This window comes from Pseudomonas sp. R3-56 (assembly GCF_051132075.1).
Taxonomy (GTDB): domain Bacteria; phylum Pseudomonadota; class Gammaproteobacteria; order Pseudomonadales; family Pseudomonadaceae; genus Aquipseudomonas.
Genome location: NZ_CP071657.1, coordinates 3,931,454 through 3,952,673, shown reverse-complemented (window position 1 = coordinate 3,952,673; position 21,220 = coordinate 3,931,454). Strand labels below are relative to the sequence as shown.

Below are 21,220 nucleotides of genomic sequence, written 5' to 3'. Positions count from 1 at the left end.
GCCGTCGGCTTGACTCGTACCGATTCGTAACCGACGACCTGGCTCCCTTCGTAAACAGGCGTGACGTAGGCATTGACCCAATAATGGTCGCCGTTTTTCGAGCGGTTCTTGACGATCCCCATCCACGGTTTGCCTTGCTTGAGCGCGGCCCACATATGCGCAAACACGGCGGGCGGCACATCCGGATGACGAACGATATTCTGTGGTGCGCCGATCAGGTCCACCTTGTCGAATCCGCTGATCTCGACGAAGGTGTCATTGCAATACGTGATGACGCCTCGCGTATCCGTGGTGGAAATCAGCTTTTGCTGAGGTGCGAGCGAAATCTCACGTTGCGTGACCGGCTGATTGTTTCTCATATCTAAACTGCTCCCTGGAATCTGTAAGTCCATCGACTACCGTTTAGAAAAGTTGATGAAATGCCGATGAAATACTTTGGTAACAATCAAGGGTGGTCATTCTTTCCACGGATTCAATCATCAGCCCAGGCATCGGAATGCACCGCTTCCAGAAGCTGCGAAGCTGGCGACATGGAGCGATCTCTAAAGTTGGATCCAGCACCGCCGATAACCTGAACGAACCCGCCCATCATGGACAGATGAAAAATGGTACTCACCGTCAGTTCCGCTTACATCCCGCCGGCCAATACCAACCTCACGCGCTCCGAACAGGCGCTCGTGACCAAGGCGCCGACAGACGCTGCGAAAGAACTCCTGGCAAACGCCAGCCCAGCGGCCATCTTCCATCCCAGCGAAGAAGCCCAGGCAACAATGCCGATGCCTGTGGCGATCGAGACCTGGATCGGTCGCTCTCAATCACCGGACTTTCCTCGATACGCCGAGATCCTCAAAGGGGCAACCAGTACGCTGAAGTCCTCGTTCGAGGATTTCCAATCCACGCTCTCGACGACCCACCCGGACTTGGCCGGGAAGAAATACGGCTTCACTGTAGAAGCCGACGGCAGCCTGAAGGTGCTCAACTCCGCCGGCAAGCTCAGCAGTTCCGATATCCAACGGCTGACCGATCTGCTCAACGACTCCAAGGACGTGAAAGCCGCCGCCATCGCAGTCCGCGACGCCTCCATCGACCTGGTCGACGCCGACTCGCCATGGTCCGGCAGCTACCTGGGCCTCTACAGCCTGACCAAGGAAAACTTCGCCAAAACAATCGATCTGGCCCCGCTGCTGAAAGACCGTGGGTCGGTGTCCATACAGGAATATTCGGATGGGTTGTTTTTCAATCAGTTGGCGTACAAGGGCGAGCGGGCGACGCGGGAGACGGAACAGGCGATGTTCGAGAGGCGGGCGGCGGAGCGGTTTTCGGTGCGGGTTTGAGTAGGCGCCAATTCATTTGGTTTCGATAGACAGCTGGTGAGTTCTGACATACGGGAAAAATGAATGAGTAAAATGTTGAAGCCTACCTCCGCAATGGTAACGGTTGAGGACAAAAAGAATCAGTTCCAAGGGACGTTCTTGGCCTACGTTATTTTTGCTTCAATAGCTGCTTATACTTGTCAGCCCTTGATCAAGTTCGCAAACCCACCTGTGCTCGGAACCGGCGGGGTTTTTCTTGGGTTCGGAATAGTGTCGGTATATAGGGTCGTGGTATTAGGAGCAGCCAGGGCGTTTCTAGTACTGGGCTGCTTCGCTGCCCTGGCTGGGTTTGGCGCGATTGCGGTTAGTGCACACCACGCGATTGGAGCGAGCGATAAAAATGATGCGCAATGCCTGACAATACAGGCCAAAATTCTTGCCGACGGCGTACCTGACGAAAAAGCAGCTGCAGCATTTTCCGCACTTGGATGCCGGCCCCAGTATCCTGAAAAAGTGGATTACTTTGACCGATTCAGATAGTTGCGAAGGGGAAATATTGGAGGAGGGGACAGATTTTTTACCAAATCTGTCCCTTTCGTTTTTTAAAACTCCAGTGAAGCCCCGTCCTCCGGAATGTCCACACGCCCCTCAACCCCTTGCTTCTTGACGTAAGCGCGCAGTTCTTCACGAGTCAGGGACATATGGTTGATCGCGTCCATGTGCACCGCGACAATCTGTGCGTTTTTCGCGGCTTTTGAGGCGCGCAGCACATCTTCTTCGCCCATGATGATCGAGCCGTCGAATCCCGCCATTTTTGCCTTCCCGGCGTTGAGCACGATAACTTCCGGGCGGTACTGGTTGATGGCCTGGTCGACCTCTTTACGCCAGATCGTGTCACCCGCAAGGTAGAGCGTCTTGTAACCCGGTGCTTGGAGAACCACGCCCATGGCTTCGCCTAGCGGTTTTGCGAGCGCTGGCACGGCATACATTTCGTCAGTGCCATGCTGGCCGCCGGTCTTGGTGATCTTTACGCCGCCGAATTCGGCTTCATCGGTCAGCACGCGTACGTTCTCGAAACCTTGGGAACGAATCAGCTGTGCATCTTCTTCATGTTGGGCGAACAACGGAATGTCTTTAGGCAACGCTTTCTGCGCGGCATCGTCCCAGTGGTCCAGGTGCGTATGGGTGACGATGACGGCGTCGACTCCGGCGATAACTTTTTCCGGCGATTCCGTCAGATCAACCAAGGGGTTGCGCAGGTTGCTTCGATAGGTATTTTCAAAACCCGGATAAGCGCCTTTTTTCGCCAGCATCGGATCAATCAGGAAAGTGGTGTCGCCGTAGGTGATTTTCACCGTGGCGTTACGAACCTGCTGCAAATCCAACTTGTGAGAGGCGACCGGCGCCTTGGGAGCATTCGAACTGGCGAACGAGGGGGCAGCGGCTACGGCACAAGCCATGCTGACGGCAAGCGGTAAAGTTCTAAATTTCATAACAATCATCCTGTTGTTTACATCGAAGAGTCCATTCTTGCCGAATGTCTGGTGAGCCAACAGTGGCCCGAATGACATATTTCGCTATAATCGGGCCAACCGCTCGACGTGGTTCGGCTTGGGCCCACAGGGCGAATCGAGGCCTCCTCATGCTTCCCATACGCGTTGCTGTTCTAGCTTTCGAAGGCGTCAGCCTTTTCCATCTTTCCGTGCCGGGAATGGTATTGGGCACCGCGCAACCCGCGCCCGATGGGCCTCGCTACGAAATCAATTACTGCGCAGAAGTGCCCGGAGTGATCAGCACTGACCAAGACATTGGCCTATCGGTAAGCCTCGGCCTGGAGCTGATGGAAACCTGCGACGTCATCATCATCCCGGCGTGGGGCGATCAATCCCTTGTTGCATCGCCCCAACTCGTAGAAGCACTGCAGCTCGCCAATGCGCAAGGCAAGCTCATCGTGGGATTGTGTTTGGGAGCGTTCGTTCTCGGCGATGCTGGGCTGCTCGATGGAAAGGAAGCAACAACCCACTGGGCCGTCCGTGACCAGTTTGCACAACGTTTTCCCAAGGTCCGATTCAAGCCCGAAGTGCTCTACGTCAGCGCGGATAACATCGTGACGTCCGCCGGAACGGTGGCGGCAATCGATTGTTGCTTGCACCTGATACGCGAGCGACTCGGCGCAGACGTGGCGAATCGCACCGCGAAAATGCTCGTGACGCCACCCCACAGGCCCGGAGGCCAGGCGCAGTATGTTGAACACCCGGTACCGCAATTATCTGGCGAGACGCATCTGTCCGACGTCCTGACGTGGGCCCGAATGAACCTGTCCGACGACCTGTCCCTCGACGTTCTGGCAGACATGGCGAAGATGAGCAGGCGGACTTTTACTCGTCGGTTCAAGGAGGCGACTGGCACAACCGTGTCCAAATGGTTGACCGCTGAACGGGTGGCTAGAGCGCAGGCGTTGCTGGAAACGACTGAGTTGTCTATTGAATGCATCGCGGGGGAGGTGGGGTTTGGGACGTCGTTGTCGTTGAGGCAGCATTTTGGCGCGCATCTGGGGACGTCGCCTTCTGATTATCGGAAGATGTTTTGTCTTGGGGTGGGGCGGTAGAGTTGATGTATTGGAAGGCGCGTCCGAGGGCGGCGTCGGGCTCAGATTTGTTGCTAAATCAACTTGTGAGTTTTTTGACGGGGGCCCTGGCGTCGCGCGGGAGACCGAGGCGGTCTTGGAGGGCGCCACTCATTTCTGATGGACTGCAATCGGCCAGACGCGGACACGGGCTGACCCCCATCACTATAAATAACAGCACGCAGGTCTCCAGCCTATAGAGGGGTGTCGAAGCCCCTTACCAGCCTGAGGTTTTTATTGATAGCCAAGGATGAGAAATGGACGTCCCCTCTCCAGACATAGCTGAAGATTTGGAGGATGAGAGCAGCGATCTCGTCTTCCCGGAGCCTGAGCCCCAAAGCTTGGCCGCCGGTGCGCACCTCACAGACTCGGGGCGCGACCAGCTTTACCAGGTCACTTACCGCCTCGCCACTGACCATCAGATCAAAGGGCTTTTTCGTAGGAAAAGGCCGGTAGATGACTTGCTGCAGCCTTCCAATTTTCTCGGTCGTCCTTGCTATGAGCTCTGGACCAAAGGTTCGCTGGCCGGCGTTGCTTTGCTGGGTTTCTCCGGAATGGAGTACTCTGACCAAATCTTTCTCACTGTCACGCTAGATGCGGTGTATCTCGCCTATAGCAGTCGTGGTACGGGACTGGTCTATTCCTTTTTGGAGGAGACGGCCAAAGCTGCATACCTGGTGTCGATGGCGCCTCTTGCTGGGCCTGGTCGCGAGTTACCAAAGAAGCGAGTCAACCTGACCATTACGGCAGAGCTACATTCAGATGGCGGGCAGAATGCTGTGAGGGCACTAGGCGATTCGCTTTCATGGATGTTCTCGCTGAGTGGGTTCCCGTCTTTAAAGATCGTTGTTGAGGACAGCAACTTCTAGAGCGCCACAAACAATGAAATCGATGTGTTCCTGTGGTTCTTAGGTGGCTGGCGGACAGGGTCGACTGAAGACGGGCTAAGTAGTTCTGCAGAAAGTGGGGGAAACGGACGGGCAGATTTGAGGGCGGAAACGGGGACGGACCACCATTACGAAACGGTCCGATTACAGGTGAACCTAAATCGTGGCCTGTGCCAGTTTCTGCGAAGCACCTTCGTCGAAAAGAAATGGCCTCTCCATCCCAAGGGGGAAGCCAACATCAAACAGACGAAAGCACCAGCACGGTCGCATGAATGTCGATTCGGAAACCATAGCTCTGAAAGAACCGCCGCTTCAATTCATGGTCGATGGTCGCGAACGCCCTGTGTCGCTTATTACAAGCGAACGCTTTTTTGTGACGAAAGCGAATTAAATCATCTGCGTGATGTTGACGAAGAAAAAGAACCGTTGATTCCAATTGGGCAATGGCATGGGACTGCCAGTGCGCCCTCTGATCCTTTAGTTCCACCAGGTACAACAAATTCTCTGTGGTCAACATACCATCGCAGCGTCCCCGATCTGGCTCGTCGCAGTCTTGGATCACGCACTTATCGATAGCCGTGAAGATGACTGAGCACTGTGTAGGGTTATCAACGGTCGCAACCCATGTAGACGGAGTGGTGGTATCGACATAGGCGCGGGTTGTGTCTTGGTCATCACACAATCCAAACTTCGCCTGAGTGAAAGGACCGTTCTGGCACGCTGGATTAAAGAAATCCACTCAAATAGCCTCTTCCAGTTCCAACAACCGATCAAACAGTTCGTTCCCTGCTAGCAGCCAGTCGTTCAGCAGGTTGTGATCCGAGGGAATGCCCTCGAAAGAGGGCAAGCGGGTGATGCTGCCATCCCGCTCGTTGCACTGATAGATCGCCACCTCATTGGCTAGCAACAATGACTTCAAGGGTACGATCTCATAAAGCGCAGGCAGTAAGTCCTCACGCTTTTGTTCAACGAGACGCTGCTGTAAATGCTTTCCCTGTATCGCAAGGCTGAGGTAGTTCACGATATATGGGCTATGTGTAGTTAGTACCAGACGGTTACGTGCCCCTTGGTTATTGAAGGCAAGCAGACTTTTCAGAATATCCCACTGCGAAGAGGGGAACAGGTTTTGCTCCGGTTCCTCGACGATGTTTAGGAAGGCCGTTTTATTAAAACGAGCCGAAAGCACCGAGAGAGCAGCCCGTTTTTGCTCTTCCGTTAGGGTTTCGTTGGCAAAAACGCTTTCCACACCCTTCTTGAACCGATCCAGCTCGTCGGCGCTCATCGGCTGTTGACTATTCTGGCTCTGCTCTTGCACCGTATTGGCAAGGTATTGGCTCACTAGATACACCGGCACGAAAGACTGAAATCCGCTGGAAGCATCCGCCAGTCTCAATTTATAGTCTGGCCCCTTGAGATTCAGGATGTCGTTGAGCTTGTCGTACTCAATTTCGCTGTCATTGATCGGCAACTTCAGCGAGCCCCTGAGACTGTTTTTGGCCTGATCAAAAGCTGTTAGGAATTCCTTTAGTGACTCGGAAGAGAGCTTTAACTCTCTTGGGTTTCTCACATATGAAATAAAGTTGCGCTCCGCTGGCACATACATAACCTGCGGTAGGGCATAGCCTTGATGTCCAGTTTCACTGATGCTTAACTGCCCGCCCGCATAGCGGAGTGTGTAGGCTTCCCCTTCATACTCTATTTCGACATTGCCTCGGTCACTTGTTTCCAAGTAGTTTTCCAGGCGGTGATAACTGAAAAATTGGCTCTTTAGCCGCCCCTTTCGCTCAAACCACTTTTTCTCGTAATCCCCACGCACCAAGGCTTTTTCGATCCACGAAAAGGTAGAGTACAACTTGGCTAGCGTGCTTTTCCCCGACCCCTGATTGCCGATGAAGACCGTAACCCGTTTAATATCGACCCAGCCATCGCTCTCCGACAGACCGGGGCCGATGGGGCCGAAATTCTTGATGCGCAGGCGGCTCATTATGTGTCTCCATTGAGTATCGAGTCAGGGGCCGTTCTTTGTTCTACCCTACGCTTGATCTTTTCTTCGACCGCAGAAAGCTCGTGCTTTTCGACCTGTGAGTGGCTCTCGCCTTCGAGCATCGTCTCGCTGACCTTATTCTGCTCTAGTCCATCCAAATACTTGAGGAAAGGAGGCCAGGATGTTTGTCCGGTGTAGTCGAGTTGGATGGTACTGCCGCTTTCCTTCCAGAGGGCGTCATCTATATTCTTGAAGGCTTGTTCAAACATGAGGTGCGGTATCCTGACGATGCAGCGCGAGGCAAAGCCGTTAATCTACCTGCTATGACCCCGGCCTGAAAGTTTGTATTGCCTGAAGACCTCATCCGTATTGGCAATGCTCATAGATTGGGGAGCAGAATACTGCCCCCACGTGAGCATTGGAAAGCTGTCCTCTGAGCGCTTCTGGTCGAAAGCACTGCGTTGCAACGGGCCGCTTTTGGTCAATTGCTTCCAGTAAAATGCTGCAAATTCCTGGGCTACCAAGCGCAGATGGGCATCTGAACAAGGCATCCCAATCGCCATATGGCCCAAAAAACGGGCGTCACCAACGCCCGTCCTCCTATCAGCCCTCAACCCTCTCCTGAAGCCGCCGCCCAATCACCTCCAACAAATCACACCCATCCCTTAGCGGAATCGCCAGCAACTGCGCGAAATCCGAAAGCACCACCGTATCGCTACCAATCTCGGCACGAAACGCAATATTTTCCAGAACCTGTGTCACAACGCGAATACGGTAATCAGCCGTAGCATGCAGGACGTCAAGTGGTGCCTGACTATCAATCAGCAGCGAAGCCGGGGTGCAGTCGATGCCGGTGATGGGGACGTATCTTTCCATGGGATTGCTCCGATCAGATTAATGGGCTGATCCGATCGCAGGTCGCCAAACCTGGTCGCTCTTCAAGGCGACGCAACCGACTATAAGTTCAAGTACCCGTCACGAACAGGTGACCATTTCCGAGACTCGCGTAGGAATTATCACAACTCACCCCAACGCGTCCCCAACACAATCCCCCGCGCCTTGAACCCCTCAAGCGCCGCCACTCCCATCGGCATCAACTCCCGCACCGATACTCCAGCCACCTCAGCCAACGCCACCAGATGCTCCCGCCCACTGCGTCGGTGCTCCACCAGCGAAACCAACAACGCATAAGCCATCGGCGCCAGTCGCGAAAACGTCACTTGCCCTTCGCGCCGCTGTAGCAAGACCAATGTGGGGGTCGCAGGTTTTTCGGTGGGTTGATGATCCGGCCCGATGTCGCACACCGGCCATTCATAGGCATGTGCCTGCGCGAGTCGGGAGATCACGGGGGCGCCTTCCATCAGATCACAGTGGGGATTGTGTGACGGCTCCACCGCATCGCTCAGCAGCAGGGCGCTTTCGCTCCATTCGTGTTGGGCGAGTTCGGGCAGCCATGGCGGGAAATCCTGCGGATTCTCGTGTTGTTCCAGGTAGGCGACAAACTCACCGGCAAGCTGCGTGAACAGCGGCGTCTGGCAGCGGTAGTTGGCGTAGAAGTCGTGGACCAGTCGTTGCCAGTCGGCGCGCGGCAGGGTTTGGTGGATGACTGGGAAGCTGGCGGCGAGCAGTGATTCGATGTTGCCGATGAACAGTTGGCGGTAGATGGCCAGGCGTCGGGCTTCCAGCCCGGATGGGGGCGGGTGGTGGGGGTTGCGGACGAAGTTTGCCATGCAGTTGAGTTGGTCGAGCAGTTGTTCAGGCATGGCGGGCCTCCGGGGTGGCCGGGCAGGCGAGTTGTTGGAGCTGTTTGATCTGCTCGACTTCGGCGAGCAGTTCGGTCAACGGCGGGAAGTTGAAGTCGCGTTCCAGCAATGTCGGCACCGGTCCGAATCGTTGGTAGGTCTGGTACAGAAGCGTCCAGACATCTTGCTTGACGGCCGCGCCGTGGGTGTCGATTTTCAGGTCGTCGGCTTCGTCGTAATGGCCGGCGACGTGCAGGTAGCTGACGCGTTGCGCGGGCAGGGCGGCGAGAAATTTCTGAGCGTCGTAGCGGTGGTTGATGGCGTTGACGTAGAGGTTGTTGACGTCCAGCAGCAGGTCGCAGTCGGCTTCTTCGAGGACTGCGGTGATGAAGTCGATTTCGCTCATGGCCTGGAAGGGCGCGGCGTAGTAGGAGATGTTTTCCACGGCGATGCGCTGGCCCAGTAGGTCCTGGGTCTGGCGTATGCGCGCGGCAACGTGGTGCACGGCTTCTTCGGTGAAGGGGATCGGCAATAGGTCGTAGAGGTGGCCGCTGGCGGAGCAATAGCTCAGGTGCTCGCTGTAGATCGCCACGGCGTAGCGATCGAGAAAGCGGCGTGTGCCCCGCAGCAGGTCGAGGTCGAGAGGTTGTGGGCCGCCGAGGGACAGGGACAGGCCGTGGCAGGTGATGGGGTGTCTTGCGGCCAGTTGATCGAGTTGTTCGGCGTAGACACCGCCGACGCCGATCCAGTTATCCGGCGCGCATTCGAGGAAATCCACGGCGCCCGGGGGCATTTTCAGCAAGTCGCCAAGCATGGCGCGACGCAGGCCGAGCCCGGCGCCGTTGGGTGAAGTGAAGGGGCTCATCGCAATTCTCCAGGGATGGCCAGACCCTCCCGGTGTGAACCGCCGGGAGGGCGCGGGCGAAGGGCTTATTCCTTGGCTTGGCTCATGCGGGTGAACAGCTCGGTGGGCACTTTCTTGCCATTGGCGGTGTATTGGCCGGTGCGGTATTTGTAGGTTTCCGCTTCGGACAGGTAGCCGTCGTGGTTGCTGTCCATCTTTTCGAACTCGGCTTGTTCGGTCGGCGCCACGCTGAGGAATTCCTTCAGCGACACGCGATCATCTTTGTCGGTGTCAGTGCGGGCGAAGGACGCGTCGCCACATTTGCCTTCACCGCATTTGCCTTCGGCCTGAGTGACTTTTTTGCCCGATTCGGCGGCGCCGCATTTGCCTTCGCCGCACTTGCCTTCGGAGGTTTTTTCCGCCGAGGCCAGTTGATAACCCTGGGGCAGGGCGTCGACCGCGAAAGCCGACTGGGCGAGGCTCAAGCCACCAGACAGGGCAAGTGCGGCAAGGGCGAGACGAGCGGTGTTCGAGTTTTTTGTACGGGTCATGAGATTTCTCCAGATAAGAGCTGTGTGGCCCCTGGCAACGTTGCGCGGGGCGTGTGCCGTGGCGGCGTCACGTTGCTTGCCCGGTGCTGGGCACGTCGGGTCGAAGCAAGGCGCGACTGGCCTGTTCGGACGGGGCCATTTGGCGCTTGTCGTGTATCTGGGATGTGTCGTGCGGCGGTGTGTTTGTATTGCTGTGTGTCGCGGATACAGAGCGCTGCAGGGGGCCGCGCTCAGGTCAGATCATGCAAGTCCTTGCCCAGCGCAGGCCCGAGGGTCCAGTCGGAAAAAGCGACTTTCAAGCCGCCGCGCTTGGGGCTGCACGCCATCGGGCCGACGCGGTAGGTCGGTGCGATGGGAAACGGGCATAAGCGCACCAGCGGCCAACGAAGTCCATCGGCGGAAACCTGCAAGCGCAGTACGCCGTTGGCGACCGTGGCGCGCATCCAGAAATCGCCGGGATCGGCGGTGTACGGGCTGGTCGCCCAGTCGGATTGTCCGTCGGTGAGTACGCTGCCGAGCATCGCCTGGCCGTCGCTCAGTTCGATCCCGGCCTTGACCCATTGGCGTTCGTTGATGCGGACCATGAGGCCGGCCTGGTCGTACAGGGCTTTGAAGGTGCCTTGGATGCGTAGCTGGCAGGTGAAGCTGGGTGGGGCTTCGACGCCGAGGAAATGGCCGCTGTCGTGGGTGAAGCCGTAGTGGGTTTCGCGCCAGAAGTCAGTGTTGGTGTCGGTTTCCAGGCGTAGGGAATTCGTTGTGGCGGTGCTGTGGATTTTGGGTTCGTTCAGCCATGAGCCGTTTAGCAGGCTGTGGGGGGGTGTATTGGGTTTGTCAGGCATCGTCGTGCTCCTGGTTCGAGAGTTTTGGAGTCGACAGACGAGCCGGGGGTTGGTTCAGAAAGGAGGGGCTGCTGCGCAGCCCAGCGGGAGCAAGCTCCCTCGCCACGGGCTTGGTGCGTTTCCTACAGAAGATGGACGCTCATGGAGTGAATGAACGAAATCTCTGACGACTTTTTAGGGTTGGCCTTCGGAAGTGCCGCGCCTAGCATGGGCTAGCACAACGCTGTGTGAAGAACTTTATATCGTGAGGATAAATCGATGCTGGGAAGTCAGGATGTCAAGCTTCAGTATGCCCGCACTTTGGATCATGCGACTGAGGTGTTCGGCAGCCAGTCGTTGGCTCAAGACTGGTTGAAGAAACCCTGCAGGTACCTGGACGGTCATGTGCCCTTGGAGTTGATCGACAAGCCGCTGGGCTTTCAAACGGTAAAGGATTACCTGCGCCGTATCGAGCAAGGGGTTTATCAATGAATCCCTTGCCTGGATACGCGATGATTGTTGGGTTGCTTGATCGCGGATGTCTCTACTTCTTGACCGAATAATCCGCCCCCCAGACCCGTACGGCACTGATCGCTTCGTTCATGCCTTCGAAAACGAATTTCTGCCGCACGGCGATCTTCGGTGGGACGGTGACTTCGTCGGGGTTGTCCAGACCGGTGAGGCGGTTGGCGTAGCCGGCCTGGTCGATGGCCAGCAGGGTGCCGGTTTGTCCGAGGTTGATCAGGCGCAGTTGGGTGTCGGTGCTGTTCTTGAAGCCGAGGGTGATGGTGACGTTTTCTTCGCTGGGCTCAAGCTTCAGCACTTCGATGGTGATGCGGTCTTTCATTTGCTCGCCGGAGGAGATGATCGCGGCGCCATCGGTGCCCTGGACCGACTCGCGCCCGTCGAGCACGCCTTCGCTCACACCGCCCAACAGGTTCTTGCCTGCGGTGATGAACGACGAGACCGCGGATTTGGTCGAGTCCTTGATGACGCTTTCCGCCGGCTCGCCCTCGGCCAGGCACAGAGAGCTGATCAGAAGACCTGAGACTAAGAGGGTGGCGCGTGACGGCAGAAGGGGCATACCTGAATCCTTTAGGGTGGCTAGCAGCACACCGGGCAAATGAGCGTGCGGCATGATAGCCGGGATCATGGCGTACTTCTGCAGTTCTGGCTTGGCGGGTTTCTGGCTTTATGCGCTGATCCGCATTTTTTGGTCGCAGGTGCGTCTGTAACGGTATCAGTTACCGCTCCACAATTCGGCCGTGCCGCAATGACTCTATTGGGAGAATGTTTATGGCGAAGATGGCGATTTTTCTGGGTGGTTTTCTGGCGTTGACGTTGCTGATTGGTGTGCTGGCGACGATCTCGCCTGTTTGAAGCGTTTTCCCTGTGGCGAGGGAGCTTGCTCCCGCTGGGGCGCGCAGCGGCCCTGAACCCTGGCAACTCGATCTGCAACGGCGCCTCCGAGTATTTGGGGCCGCTGCGCAGCCCAGCGGGAGCAAGCTCCCTCGCCACAACAGCTCTCACTCAACAACAGGTGCGTTGCTCAGCGATGCAATATCACCTGCGCAATCTCCTGCAACGGCATCACCCGCTGCGCGGCGTTGAGTTTGATGGCTTCCTTGGGCATGCCGAACACCACGCAACTGGCCTCGTCCTGGGCCACGGTGGCGCTGCCGGCGTCGAGCATTTCCTTGAGGCCGCGGGCGCCGTCGTCGCCCATGCCGGTCATGATGATGCCCGTGGCATTGCGGCCGGCGAACTTCGCCACCGAGCGGAACAGCACATCCACCGACGGGCGATGGCGATTGACCAGCGGGCCGTCCACTACCTGCACGTGATAGAACGCGCCGCTGCGGGTCACCATCATGTGCTTGCCGCCGGGGGCGATGAGGGCCAGGCCCGGGTGGATGCGGTCGTTGTTTTTCGCTTCGCGCACTTCGATCTGGCACAGGCTGTTGAGCCGCGCGGCGAAGGATGCGGTGAATTTTTCCGGCATGTGCTGGACAATGACGATGCCCGGACACACCCGTGGCAGGGCGGTAAGCACGGCTTCCAGCGCCTGGGTGCCGCCGGTGGAGGTGCCCATGGCGACGATGCGTTCGGTGGTCTGGGCCATGGCGTGGCCGTTGGCGGCGGGCAGCATGGCGTCGGCGGTGAGTTTGGTTGCTGGGGTCAGCGGCGCCGCGGGAGCCGGGCGCTTGCCCAGGTTGCGGACGTTGACCTGGGCGGCGGCGCGGATGGCGGACACCAGTTCCGGGGCCGATTCCAAGAGGAAATTCTTCAAGCCGCTGGTGGGCTTGGTGATGATTTCCACCGCACCGGCGGCCATGGCTTGCAAGGTGGTTTCCGCGCCTTTGGGCGTCAGCGACGAGCAGATCACCACCGGTGTGGGCCGTTCGCTCATGATCTTTTTCAGGAAAGTGATGCCGTCCATGCGTGGCATTTCCACGTCCATTACGATCACGTCGGGCCATTCCTTCGCCAGTTTGTCCATGGCGAAGATCGGGTCGGAAGCCGCGCCGATGACGTTGATGTCCGGCGTGTCACTCAGGATCGCCAACAATACCTGGCGGACCACGGCGGAATCATCCACCAGCAATACGTTTATTTTTTTGCCTGACATGGTTAGTGCAGGGTCCTTATCGGTTGGTGCCTGACCCAGACGTCACCCGTGCAAAGGTCAAAAATGATGCTCCGGTGGCCGGTGCTGCCCATGTCCTGGGCGATCAGGTCCAGGCGATAGAGCGCGGCCATTTCCAGCGCCGCGTTGACGTTCGACCGTGCCACGTCGCCGAATGCCACATGGCGTTGCAGTTCGGGAAACATCTCGCCGCCGCCGAACAGCTTGAGCTGGTATTCCTCAGGCTCGGTGTGATGGGCCCGGGCCTGACGGACGAACAGTTCGATGGCTTCATCGGCGTACATCCCGTTCAACGCGGTGGAGCACCGCACCCGGCTGGGCAACATGAAGTGGCACATGCCGCCGATCTTGCGTTGCGGGTGCCAGAGCGTGATTGCCACGCAGGAGCCGAGGATCGTCCGCAGCCGGGTCGGGCAGGTCGCAAAGCGAAACTCTCCCGGCCCGAGGTAGACCTCCGCTACCTGCTTTATCGCGGCGCTCATGGCTTGCGATAAATCGAAGGGGCGACCAACTTCAGCGCATCGGACACGCCATTGAGGCTCTCCGAATGGCTGACGATGAAATACCCGCCGGACTTGAGCCGAGGGATCAGCCGCGCAACCACTTTGCTTTTGGTGGGCTGGTCGAAATAGATCATCACGTTGCGCAGGAAAATCACATCGAACTCCCCCAGCTCCGGCAGGGTGTCGTTGAGGTTGACCTGGATGAAGTTGACGCGGTTGCGCAGCGCCCGATCGATGAGCATCGTGCCTTGCTGGCTGCCGGTGCCCTTGAGGCAATATTTCACCAGCAACGGGTGGGGCAGGTTGCGCGCGCGCTCCATTGGGTAGTGGCCGGAACGGGCCTTGGCCAGCACCTGGGTGCTGATGTCCGAACCGATGACTTCCCAAGGCGTGGTGCCCAGGCTTTCGGCCAGGGTCATGGCGAGGCTGTAGGGCTCCTCGCCGGAGGAACTGGCCGCGCTCCACAGGCGGAAGGTCTTGCCCGGCGTCGCGTGGGGCAGCACATGGTCGCGAAGAAAGTCGAAGTGCTTGGGCTCGCGGAAAAAATAGGTCTCGTTGGTCGTGAGCAGGTCCAGCGCCACCTGCAGTTCGTCGCTGCGCTGGCCGCTCATGATCAGCTTGAAATATTCGCCATAACTGTCCAGCTCATAGTGCTTGAGGCGCTTGAACAGCCGCCCGGCCACCAGGGCTTTCTTGGCTGGCGACAGGTTGATGCCGGCGGCCTGGTACAGCCAGGTTTGAAACTGGCTGAACTCCCGGTCGCTGAGGGCCATTGAATTCACTGTGCGTTCCTTGCAAGTGTCCGTGCTCATGAGGTCGGCGCTTCCAACGCGGCGGGGCTGGTCTGGGCGAGTTCGGACATCTCGTCGATGGACAGCACCCGGTCGACCTCCAGCACGATGACAAACTTGCCATCGACCTTGGCCATGCCGCTGATGAAGTCGGCGCGGATCTTCGCGCCGAAACTCGGCGGTGGTTCGATCTGCGAGGCCGGGATCTCCAGCACCGCCGACACCGTGTCCACCAGCAGGCCGATGTCCTGGGCTTGCCCGTCGGCGCTGGCGGCCTCGATGATGACCACGCAGCTGCGCCGGCTGATGGCGGAATTTGGCCGGCCGAAACGGGCCGACAGGTCCACCACCGGCACGACCGCGCCACGCAGGTTGATCACCCCGCGCACGAAGGCCGGCATCATTGGCACGACGGTGAGGTTGCCGTACTCGATGATTTCCTTGATGCACAGGATGCCGATGGCGAACATCTCCGTGCCGAGCATGAACGTCAGGTATTGCGCTTCTTCCTCGACCGCGCTGACGGTCTGACGTGTGGTCGCGATGGCGCCCATAGCTTTTTCTCCTTTAGGCAAGCCTGTGGAACCGGGCCATCAGAACCGGGTGAATTCCGATTCATCCGGCGCGCTGGCCATGTTGTAGGCAAACGCCTTGGGCATCACTGGTGCCGGTGCTCGTGCCGGTTTGCGGCTGGACGGACCCGGGGTGTTATCGACCCTGGCGCTCTGCATGGCGGACTTGGCGGGCGTGTCCAAGGTGAAGAAGCTCATGGCCTGTTGCAGCTGTTCGGCCTGGCTGCTCATCTCTTCAGCGGTGGCGGCCAGTTCTTCGCTGCTGGAGGCGTTCTGCTGGGTCACCTGGTTGAGCTGGGTCATGGCGGTGTTGATCTGCGCCACGCCGGCGGCCTGTTCTTCGGACGCGGCGCTGATTTCCTGCACCAGGTCCGAAGTCTTGTTGATGGACGGGACCATTTCGTTGAGCAGGTTCCCGGCCTTCTCCGCCATGTCGACGCTGCTGGACGACAGCTCGCCGATTTCCTGGGCAGCAACCTGGCTGCGCTCAGCCAGCTTGCGCACTTCGGCGGCGACCACCGCGAAGCCTTTGCCGTGCTCGCCGGCGCGGGCCGCTTCGATGGCGGCGTTGAGCGCCAGCAGGTTGGTCTGGTAGGCGATGTCGTCGATGATGCTGATGCGCTGGGCGATTTTTTTCATCGCCACCACGGTCTGCTGCACCGATTCGCCGCCGTCGGTGGCTTCCTTGGCGGCCTTGCTGGCCATGCCGTCGGTAACCTTGGCGTTCTCGGTGTTCTGGTTGATGCTGGCGCTCATCTGCTCGATGGAGGCGCTGGTTTCCTCGACGCTGGCCGCCTGTTCGCTGGTGGCCTGGCTCATCGATTGCGCGGTGGCGCTGACTTCTTCGGAAGCGCTGGCGAGATTGTCCGCCGCGTTGCGCACTTCACCGATGATGTGCGAGAGCTTGCCAACCATGTTCTGCATGGCATTGAGCACCATGCCGGTTTCGTCCTTGGATCCGGCTTCGATTTTCGCGTTCAGGTTACCTTCGGCCAGTTGTTCGGCGACGGCGGCGGCCTGCTTCAGCGGACGGGAAATAATTCGCGAAATGAACAGCGCCAGACCCAGGCCCACCAGCAGGGCGGCAGCCAGCACGGCGATGATCGACAGGCGTGCATTCTCATACAGCTGGGTGCCGTGTTCGCTGGCGGCGCCGGCACCGACGTCGTTCAGTTCCACGAGTTTTTGCAGGTCGCTTGTCACCAGGTCGAACTGGCGTTTGGACTCGCCTTTGAGCAGCGCCATGGCTTGCTCGGTCTGGTTCTGCCGGGACAGCGCGAACAGATCCTTGCTGACCACCAGGTAAGCGGCCCAGTCGTTGCGGGTGGTTTCGAACAGTTGACGGTCTTCGGCGGTGGAGAGCAGTTTTTCATAGGTGCCGAGACGGGTTTCGAAGGCCTTTTTCGCTTCGTCGGCTTCCTGCTCCAGCGTTACGCGTTCTTGCTCGGAGTCGGCGGAAATATGACGGTTTTCCTTGAGGCGAAAGCTCGCTGCGTAGAAGCGCATGCCCGAGGCGGCGCGCATGGACGGCATCCAGTTCTCGCGGATCTCGGTGGTGGTGCCGTTCACCTGGCCCAGCTGGTGGATCGAAAACACGCCCATGACGGCGGTCAGCGCCAACACCACGAGGAACGAGGTGATCAGTTTGGTGGCGATTCTAAGGTCGTAGAACCATTTCATTGGGGAATACCTCTCCATGGAGTGTTGAAGCGTCAGCGAGCGTTGGCTTGTTGTAATGGGGTCGGGTTGTAGCGGTTTTCTGTTTGTGCGATCTGGGTGAGCAGGGCAGGTACGTCGAGAATCAACGCCACCGCACCGCTGCCCAGAATGGTCGAGCCGCTGATGCCGCGCAGTGCGCCGAACAGCTTGCCCAAGGGTTTGATCACGGTCTGGAATTCACCCAGCAGGTCATCCACCACCAGCCCGGCCTTGAGTTCGGCGTAGCGCACCACCACCACGTTCTGCCGGCGCGAGGCCGGGCCTTCGTGATGGAAATGATCGCGCAGGTACACCAGCGGCAGCACTTCGCCGCGCAGGTCGAGGTAGCCTTGTTCGCGACTGGCGACGCCATCGTCTTCGCTCAGTTCGATGCATTCCTGGACCATGTCCAACGGAATCACATAGGTGGACTGGCCGATGCCGACGAGGAAGCCATTGATGATCGCCAGCGTCAGCGGCAGGCGGATGCGTACCACGGTGCCCTTGCCCGGTTGGCTGTCGAGGTCGACGGTGCCGCGCAGCAGCGTGATGTTGCGCTTGACCACGTCCATGCCCACGCCGCGCCCGGACAGGTTGGTGACGGCCTGGGCGGTGGAGAAGCCGGGTTCGAAAATCAGGTTGTAGATTTCCTGGTCGCTCAGGTTCGCGCCGGCGGCGATCAGGCCGCGCTCGTGGGCTTTTTCCAGGATGCGGTCGCGGTTCAGGCCAGCGCCGTCATCGGCGATTTCCAGCACGATGCTGCCCGAGTCGTGGTAGGCGTTGAGGTGCAGGTGACCCTTGGCCGGTTTGCCGGCGGCCAGCCGCGCCTCGGCGGTTTCGATGCCGTGGTCCATGGCGTTGCGCAGCAGGTGCATGAGCGGGTCGCCGATCTTTTCCACGACGGTCTTGTCCAGCTCGGTTTCCGCGCCGCTGATGATCAGGTCGATGTCCTTGCCCAGTTCCTGGCTGACGTCGCGCACCACCCGGCGAAAACGGTTGAAGGTTTCGCCGATCGGGATCATCCGCAGGCGCAGGGCGCCGTCGAGAATCTCTTCCACCAGACCGGACACCGATGAGGTGGCTTCCTGCAACGGGTCGTTCTGGCACGTGCGGGCCAGCAGGCTGGCGCCGGCACTGGCGATCACCAGCTCGCCGACCAGGTTGATCAGTTCGTCGAGTTTGTCGGCGTTGACCCGGACGTACGTGCCGTCCCTGCTTTTGCCGTCGCTGGCCACGGCCTGTTTGTCGGGCGCGACCTGGGCCGGCATGCGCGGGGTCTTGCGCTGGTCTGGCAGCAGCTCGCCGGTGGTGACCATGGCGGTGCTTTCTTCGCTGGCTGTCTGGGCGGTGGTGACCAGATCGGTGCTCGCCTGGGGCTCTGCCTCTGGCACGGCAACGATGTCGATGACGCAATCTTCGCGAACAAAATCGAAGACTTCGTTGATCGCGGCATGGCCGGCTGAGGAGCGAAACCCGATATCAAAACCCAGGTAGCAGGATTCGGCATCCCAGGCTTCGATAGCCGGCATCGCTTCGGTCAGCGTGGTGATCTCGACGATCTCACCGAGGGTTTGCAGATAGCGCAGGAACGACAGCGGGTCCATGCCATTGCGGAACACTTCCTGGCCAAAGCGCAGGCTGATGTGCCAGAGGCGCGCGTCGCTTGATTCGCTCGTTTCAGTTGCCTCTGCAGTAGTGGTTTCGGGCGCGGTCGGGGGCGCCTGGTATTCCTGGAGGATCTGGCACAATTCCATTTCCCGAGCCAGGGCAGGGGGCTGCAACGTCGAGCCCTGGTTGGCGACCACGTCGATCAGTTCAAGCATGTGATCGCCGGACTTGAGCAGCACCGCGATCAGGCCCGGGTCCACCGCCACGCTGCCTTCACGCAAGCGGTCGAGCACGTCTTCGACGATGTGGGTGAAGCTGACGATCGGCTCCAGGCCGAACAGCCCGGCCGAACCCTTGATGGTGTGAGCGGCGCGGAAAATTGCGCCGATGGCGTCATCGTCGGCGGGGTCGTTTTCCAGTTGCAGCAGCGATTCTTCCATCGCCTGCAACTGCTCTCGTGCCTCGACGATAAACGTTTGTTGTGCCTGATCGAGATTGATGCTCACGCTCATATCCTTTGTCGTGTCCGACGTGTCGCGGGGCCTCTAGGCAACGAGGTTGCACAGGGCGAGTGTGTCCATAACGGCTTTGCTCTGGCCGGTCACCGTCAGTTGGGTCCCGGCCTTGGGTGCCTCGCGCTGAATCATCAGCAGCAGTTGCAGGCCGGCGCCGTCCATCTCGGTGATCTGCGACAGGTCCAGCGCCATGTTTGGCGTGGCCCCCAGCCGTGGCAGCAATTGCGCTGCCAGGTCGGCGGCGGTGTAGATCGTCAGCTCGCCGTCGATCTGCACCTGCGCGGTGTCATCTTCTGTTTCGTACAGCAGCGGCATCGAAGCCTCCGGCCATCAAGGAAGAATCAGCTTGGATACCGCCGCCAGCATCTGCGCCGGTTGGAACGGCTTGACCACCCAGGCCTTGGCGCCTGCGGCCTGGCCTTCCTGCTTCTTCGATTCCTGGGATTCGGTGGTGAGCATGATGATCGGCGTGAACTTGTAGCTGGCGAGCTTCTTGACCTCCTTGACGAAGGTGATGCCGTCCATGTTCGGCATGTTCACGTCGCTGATGATCAGGTGCACTTTCTGCCCGGTGAGCTTGCCCAGTGCGTCCTTGCCATCGCTGGCTTCGATCACGTCGTAGCCGGCACTTTTCAACGCGATGCCGACTACCTGCCGAACGCTCGCGGAGTCGTCGACAACCAATACACTTTTAGCCATGAACGGCTCTCCTAAAAGAAGGTTATTTCCTGTGAAGTCTGTTGCGCGGCCGAGTCGCCATGATGATTGCGGCGTTGCTCGTCGGTGGCGTAGGTGGTTTCCATGCGCGCCAGCCATTGGCGGGCGTCGATGGAGATAGCCTGATCGGGCGACTGGTTGGCCTGCTGTATGTGCACATGCAGGTCCTCCATGTTGTCGCGCACGTGGCTGAGGATCTGGCTGACCCGATCCTGGAATTGGAGATTGACCAACACTTCGGTGAGCTCGTCGCGAATGCCGAAGCTTTCCCGTTGCAGCATGTCGGCCGAATCGGCGAGACGCTCGGTGACGCTTTTGAAGCGTTCCAGCACGCGCTGAATGCTGCCTTCGGACACGGCCACGGACTGGCTGTCCTGGTCGGCGCCGCTGGAGGCGGCCTGGACCAGTTGGGTGATGGCGGTATTGATGACGTCGACCTTGGCCGACATCTGCTGGCCGGTCTCGCTGGATTTGCTCGACAGTGCACGCACCGCATCGGCCACTACCGCAAAACCGCGCCCGGCTTCGCCCGCCCGGGCGGCCTCGATGGCGGCGTTCAGGGCCAGCAGGTTGGTCTGGGCGGCAATCGCCGCGACATCGGCGGCCATGGTCCGCAGTTCGCCGGTGTAGGCGGTCAGGCTGCGGACCTGGGTCAGGGTTTCATCACGGCTGGCCTGGGTGGTTTTCAGCGAGTCGATGACCTTGACCAGTTCGCCTTCGCTCTGCGCCAGTACCTGGACGGCACCGCCACCGCCGCTGCCGGCCAACTCGCCGGCGGCCTGTTGCGAGGCTTGCACGGTCTCTTCGAGGCGCGAAGAGATGCCGGTGAAGCGGGTGGTCAGCGAGACGATTGCGGTTTCAGTCTGCTGGCGTGAGCTTTCGACTTGCTTGGCCCAGATCGGCATCGCGCCGAGGATCACTTCGTTGAGCTGCGCGGTGGCTTTATGGGAAACATGACCGGCGGCTTGCAACTCGTGGCGGGTGATGGCCGCGGCCGTCGCCTCGTCGAGTTGAAGACGTTGTGAACGCGCGCCCAAGATGCCGACGGCCACGCCAAGAACCACCAGCACGATGCTCAAACCGATGTTCTGTGTGCTCGCACCGTTAAGTGCCAGCACGCCGACGCTTGCGGCGATGGCCACGATCAAGGCGTGCCAGAGAATGCGTGGCTGGGTTTTGGCGGGGGAGTGGTCGTGGGAATACGACGTCATGGTTCGGTCCTTGAACAGTGTTGCTGACAGGATATTTGCTAATGACTGGTTATCTGCAAAGCCGACGCGGTCTTGAGGACCAGTCGTCCGGTTTCGACAAAAATAATGGCACATTGCTATCTAAGAATAGACCAAATCGGAGAAATGTCGAGAAGGCCTGACCTGCGGATAACCCGTGGCGAGGGAGCTTGCT

24 protein-coding genes and 1 pseudogene are annotated in these 21,220 nt (G+C 59.1%); 5 read left to right on the top strand and 20 right to left on the bottom strand.

Going from position 1 to position 21,220, the window contains the following annotated elements; genetic code table 11:
• Nucleotides 1-80: 80 nt before the first annotated feature.
• Nucleotides 81-359, bottom strand: a pseudogene (locus J3P96_RS17795) (PAS domain-containing protein); the annotation flags it as partial.
• A 246-nt stretch (nt 360-605) separates the two neighbouring features.
• Here J3P96_RS17795 and J3P96_RS17790 point away from each other — a divergent pair.
• On the top strand, nt 606-1,334 hold the full coding sequence (locus J3P96_RS17790; RefSeq protein ID WP_434652688.1) for a hypothetical protein: 729 nt from the start codon (nt 606-608) through the stop codon (nt 1,332-1,334).
• Between the two features lie 63 nt (nt 1,335-1,397).
• A complete protein-coding gene (locus J3P96_RS17785; protein ID WP_434652686.1) occupies nt 1,398-1,853 on the top strand; it encodes a hypothetical protein in 456 nt (151 codons plus the stop codon).
• A 62-nt stretch (nt 1,854-1,915) separates the two neighbouring features.
• On the opposite strand, the gene J3P96_RS17780 is transcribed toward J3P96_RS17785, so the two are convergent.
• Complete coding sequence (locus J3P96_RS17780; protein ID WP_434658241.1) at nt 1,916-2,806, bottom strand: MBL fold metallo-hydrolase; 891 nt, start codon at nt 2,804-2,806, stop codon at nt 1,916-1,918.
• A 149-nt stretch (nt 2,807-2,955) separates the two neighbouring features.
• On the opposite strand from J3P96_RS17780, the gene J3P96_RS17775 reads away from it, so the two are divergent.
• Together J3P96_RS17775 and J3P96_RS17770 are read left to right on the top strand one after the other, a co-directional pair.
• Nucleotides 2,956-3,921 (top strand): GlxA family transcriptional regulator, encoded by a 966-nt coding sequence (locus J3P96_RS17775; RefSeq protein WP_434652684.1) that lies wholly within the window; start codon nt 2,956-2,958, stop codon nt 3,919-3,921.
• A 275-nt stretch (nt 3,922-4,196) separates the two neighbouring features.
• Entirely contained in the window at nt 4,197-4,808 is a 612-nt protein-coding gene (locus tag J3P96_RS17770; protein ID WP_434652682.1) for a hypothetical protein, read from the top strand.
• Between the two features lie 256 nt (nt 4,809-5,064).
• Here J3P96_RS17770 and J3P96_RS17765 read toward each other — a convergent pair whose 3' ends face one another.
• From J3P96_RS17765 to J3P96_RS17730, 8 genes are all read right to left on the bottom strand, one after another.
• Complete coding sequence (locus tag J3P96_RS17765) at nt 5,065-5,565, bottom strand: hypothetical protein (RefSeq protein ID WP_434652681.1); 501 nt, start codon at nt 5,563-5,565, stop codon at nt 5,065-5,067.
• Nucleotides 5,566-6,810, bottom strand: coding sequence for a hypothetical protein (locus J3P96_RS17760; RefSeq protein WP_434652679.1), 1,245 nt, complete (start codon nt 6,808-6,810; stop codon nt 5,566-5,568).
• Nucleotides 6,810-7,079, bottom strand: coding sequence for a hypothetical protein (locus J3P96_RS17755; protein WP_434652677.1), 270 nt, complete (start codon nt 7,077-7,079; stop codon nt 6,810-6,812). Before J3P96_RS17755 ends, J3P96_RS17760 begins: the two co-directional genes overlap by 1 nt.
• Nucleotides 7,080-7,413: 334 nt before the next feature.
• Nucleotides 7,414-7,686, bottom strand: a complete 273-nt coding sequence (locus J3P96_RS17750) for a hypothetical protein (protein ID WP_434652675.1) — start codon at nt 7,684-7,686, stop codon at nt 7,414-7,416.
• 140 nt (nt 7,687-7,826) lie between these two features.
• Nucleotides 7,827-8,573: an HvfC family RiPP maturation protein gene (locus J3P96_RS17745; protein WP_434652673.1), complete on the bottom strand. Its 747-nt coding sequence runs from the start codon at nt 8,571-8,573 to the stop codon at nt 7,827-7,829.
• The gene (locus tag J3P96_RS17740) at nt 8,566-9,417 is read right to left on the bottom strand and encodes an HvfB family MNIO-type RiPP peptide maturase (protein WP_434652671.1); all 852 of its coding nucleotides are present in this window, start codon (nt 9,415-9,417) and stop codon (nt 8,566-8,568) included. The genes J3P96_RS17745 and J3P96_RS17740 overlap by 8 nt, the downstream gene beginning before the upstream one ends.
• Before the next feature lie 65 nt (nt 9,418-9,482).
• The gene (locus J3P96_RS17735; RefSeq protein WP_434624521.1) at nt 9,483-9,947 is read right to left on the bottom strand and encodes an HvfA family oxazolone/thioamide-modified RiPP metallophore; all 465 of its coding nucleotides are present in this window, start codon (nt 9,945-9,947) and stop codon (nt 9,483-9,485) included.
• Between the two features lie 230 nt (nt 9,948-10,177).
• On the bottom strand, nt 10,178-10,786 hold the full coding sequence (locus J3P96_RS17730) for a DUF1349 domain-containing protein (RefSeq protein WP_434652669.1): 609 nt from the start codon (nt 10,784-10,786) through the stop codon (nt 10,178-10,180).
• Between the two features lie 258 nt (nt 10,787-11,044).
• Between J3P96_RS17730 and J3P96_RS17725 the strand changes: the two genes are divergently transcribed.
• Nucleotides 11,045-11,257 carry an antitoxin Xre/MbcA/ParS toxin-binding domain-containing protein gene (locus tag J3P96_RS17725; RefSeq protein WP_434603905.1) on the top strand — a complete coding sequence of 71 codons (213 nt, stop codon included), beginning with the start codon at nt 11,045-11,047 and terminating at the stop codon, nt 11,255-11,257.
• A 52-nt stretch (nt 11,258-11,309) separates the two neighbouring features.
• On the opposite strand, the gene J3P96_RS17720 is transcribed toward J3P96_RS17725, so the two are convergent.
• The 10 genes from J3P96_RS17720 to J3P96_RS17675 all read right to left on the bottom strand — a co-directional run bounded on the left by J3P96_RS17720 (nt 11,310) and on the right by J3P96_RS17675 (nt 20,721).
• A complete protein-coding gene (locus J3P96_RS17720; RefSeq protein ID WP_434652667.1) occupies nt 11,310-11,849 on the bottom strand; it encodes a hypothetical protein in 540 nt (179 codons plus the stop codon).
• A 465-nt stretch (nt 11,850-12,314) separates the two neighbouring features.
• On the bottom strand, nt 12,315-13,394 hold the full coding sequence (locus tag J3P96_RS17715) for a protein-glutamate methylesterase/protein-glutamine glutaminase (RefSeq protein WP_434652665.1): 1,080 nt from the start codon (nt 13,392-13,394) through the stop codon (nt 12,315-12,317).
• A gap of 2 nt (nt 13,395-13,396) precedes the next feature.
• A complete protein-coding gene (cheD, locus tag J3P96_RS17710; RefSeq protein WP_434568922.1) occupies nt 13,397-13,894 on the bottom strand; it encodes a chemoreceptor glutamine deamidase CheD in 498 nt (165 codons plus the stop codon).
• Nucleotides 13,891-14,727: a CheR family methyltransferase gene (locus J3P96_RS17705; protein ID WP_434652663.1), complete on the bottom strand. Its 837-nt coding sequence runs from the start codon at nt 14,725-14,727 to the stop codon at nt 13,891-13,893. Before J3P96_RS17705 ends, cheD begins: the two co-directional genes overlap by 4 nt.
• Nucleotides 14,724-15,260: a chemotaxis protein CheW gene (locus J3P96_RS17700; protein ID WP_434652661.1), complete on the bottom strand. Its 537-nt coding sequence runs from the start codon at nt 15,258-15,260 to the stop codon at nt 14,724-14,726. Before J3P96_RS17700 ends, J3P96_RS17705 begins: the two co-directional genes overlap by 4 nt.
• A gap of 39 nt (nt 15,261-15,299) precedes the next feature.
• Complete coding sequence (locus J3P96_RS17695) at nt 15,300-16,958, bottom strand: methyl-accepting chemotaxis protein (protein WP_434568919.1); 1,659 nt, start codon at nt 16,956-16,958, stop codon at nt 15,300-15,302.
• Between the two features lie 32 nt (nt 16,959-16,990).
• On the bottom strand, nt 16,991-19,090 hold the full coding sequence (locus J3P96_RS17690; RefSeq protein WP_434652659.1) for a chemotaxis protein CheA: 2,100 nt from the start codon (nt 19,088-19,090) through the stop codon (nt 16,991-16,993).
• A 39-nt stretch (nt 19,091-19,129) separates the two neighbouring features.
• Complete coding sequence (locus tag J3P96_RS17685; protein WP_434652657.1) at nt 19,130-19,414, bottom strand: STAS domain-containing protein; 285 nt, start codon at nt 19,412-19,414, stop codon at nt 19,130-19,132.
• 15 nt (nt 19,415-19,429) lie between these two features.
• Nucleotides 19,430-19,798, bottom strand: a complete 369-nt coding sequence (locus tag J3P96_RS17680) for a response regulator (RefSeq protein ID WP_042730627.1) — start codon at nt 19,796-19,798, stop codon at nt 19,430-19,432.
• Between the two features lie 11 nt (nt 19,799-19,809).
• Complete coding sequence (locus J3P96_RS17675; protein ID WP_434658238.1) at nt 19,810-20,721, bottom strand: methyl-accepting chemotaxis protein; 912 nt, start codon at nt 20,719-20,721, stop codon at nt 19,810-19,812.
• Between the last annotated feature and the right edge of the window lie 499 nt (nt 20,722-21,220).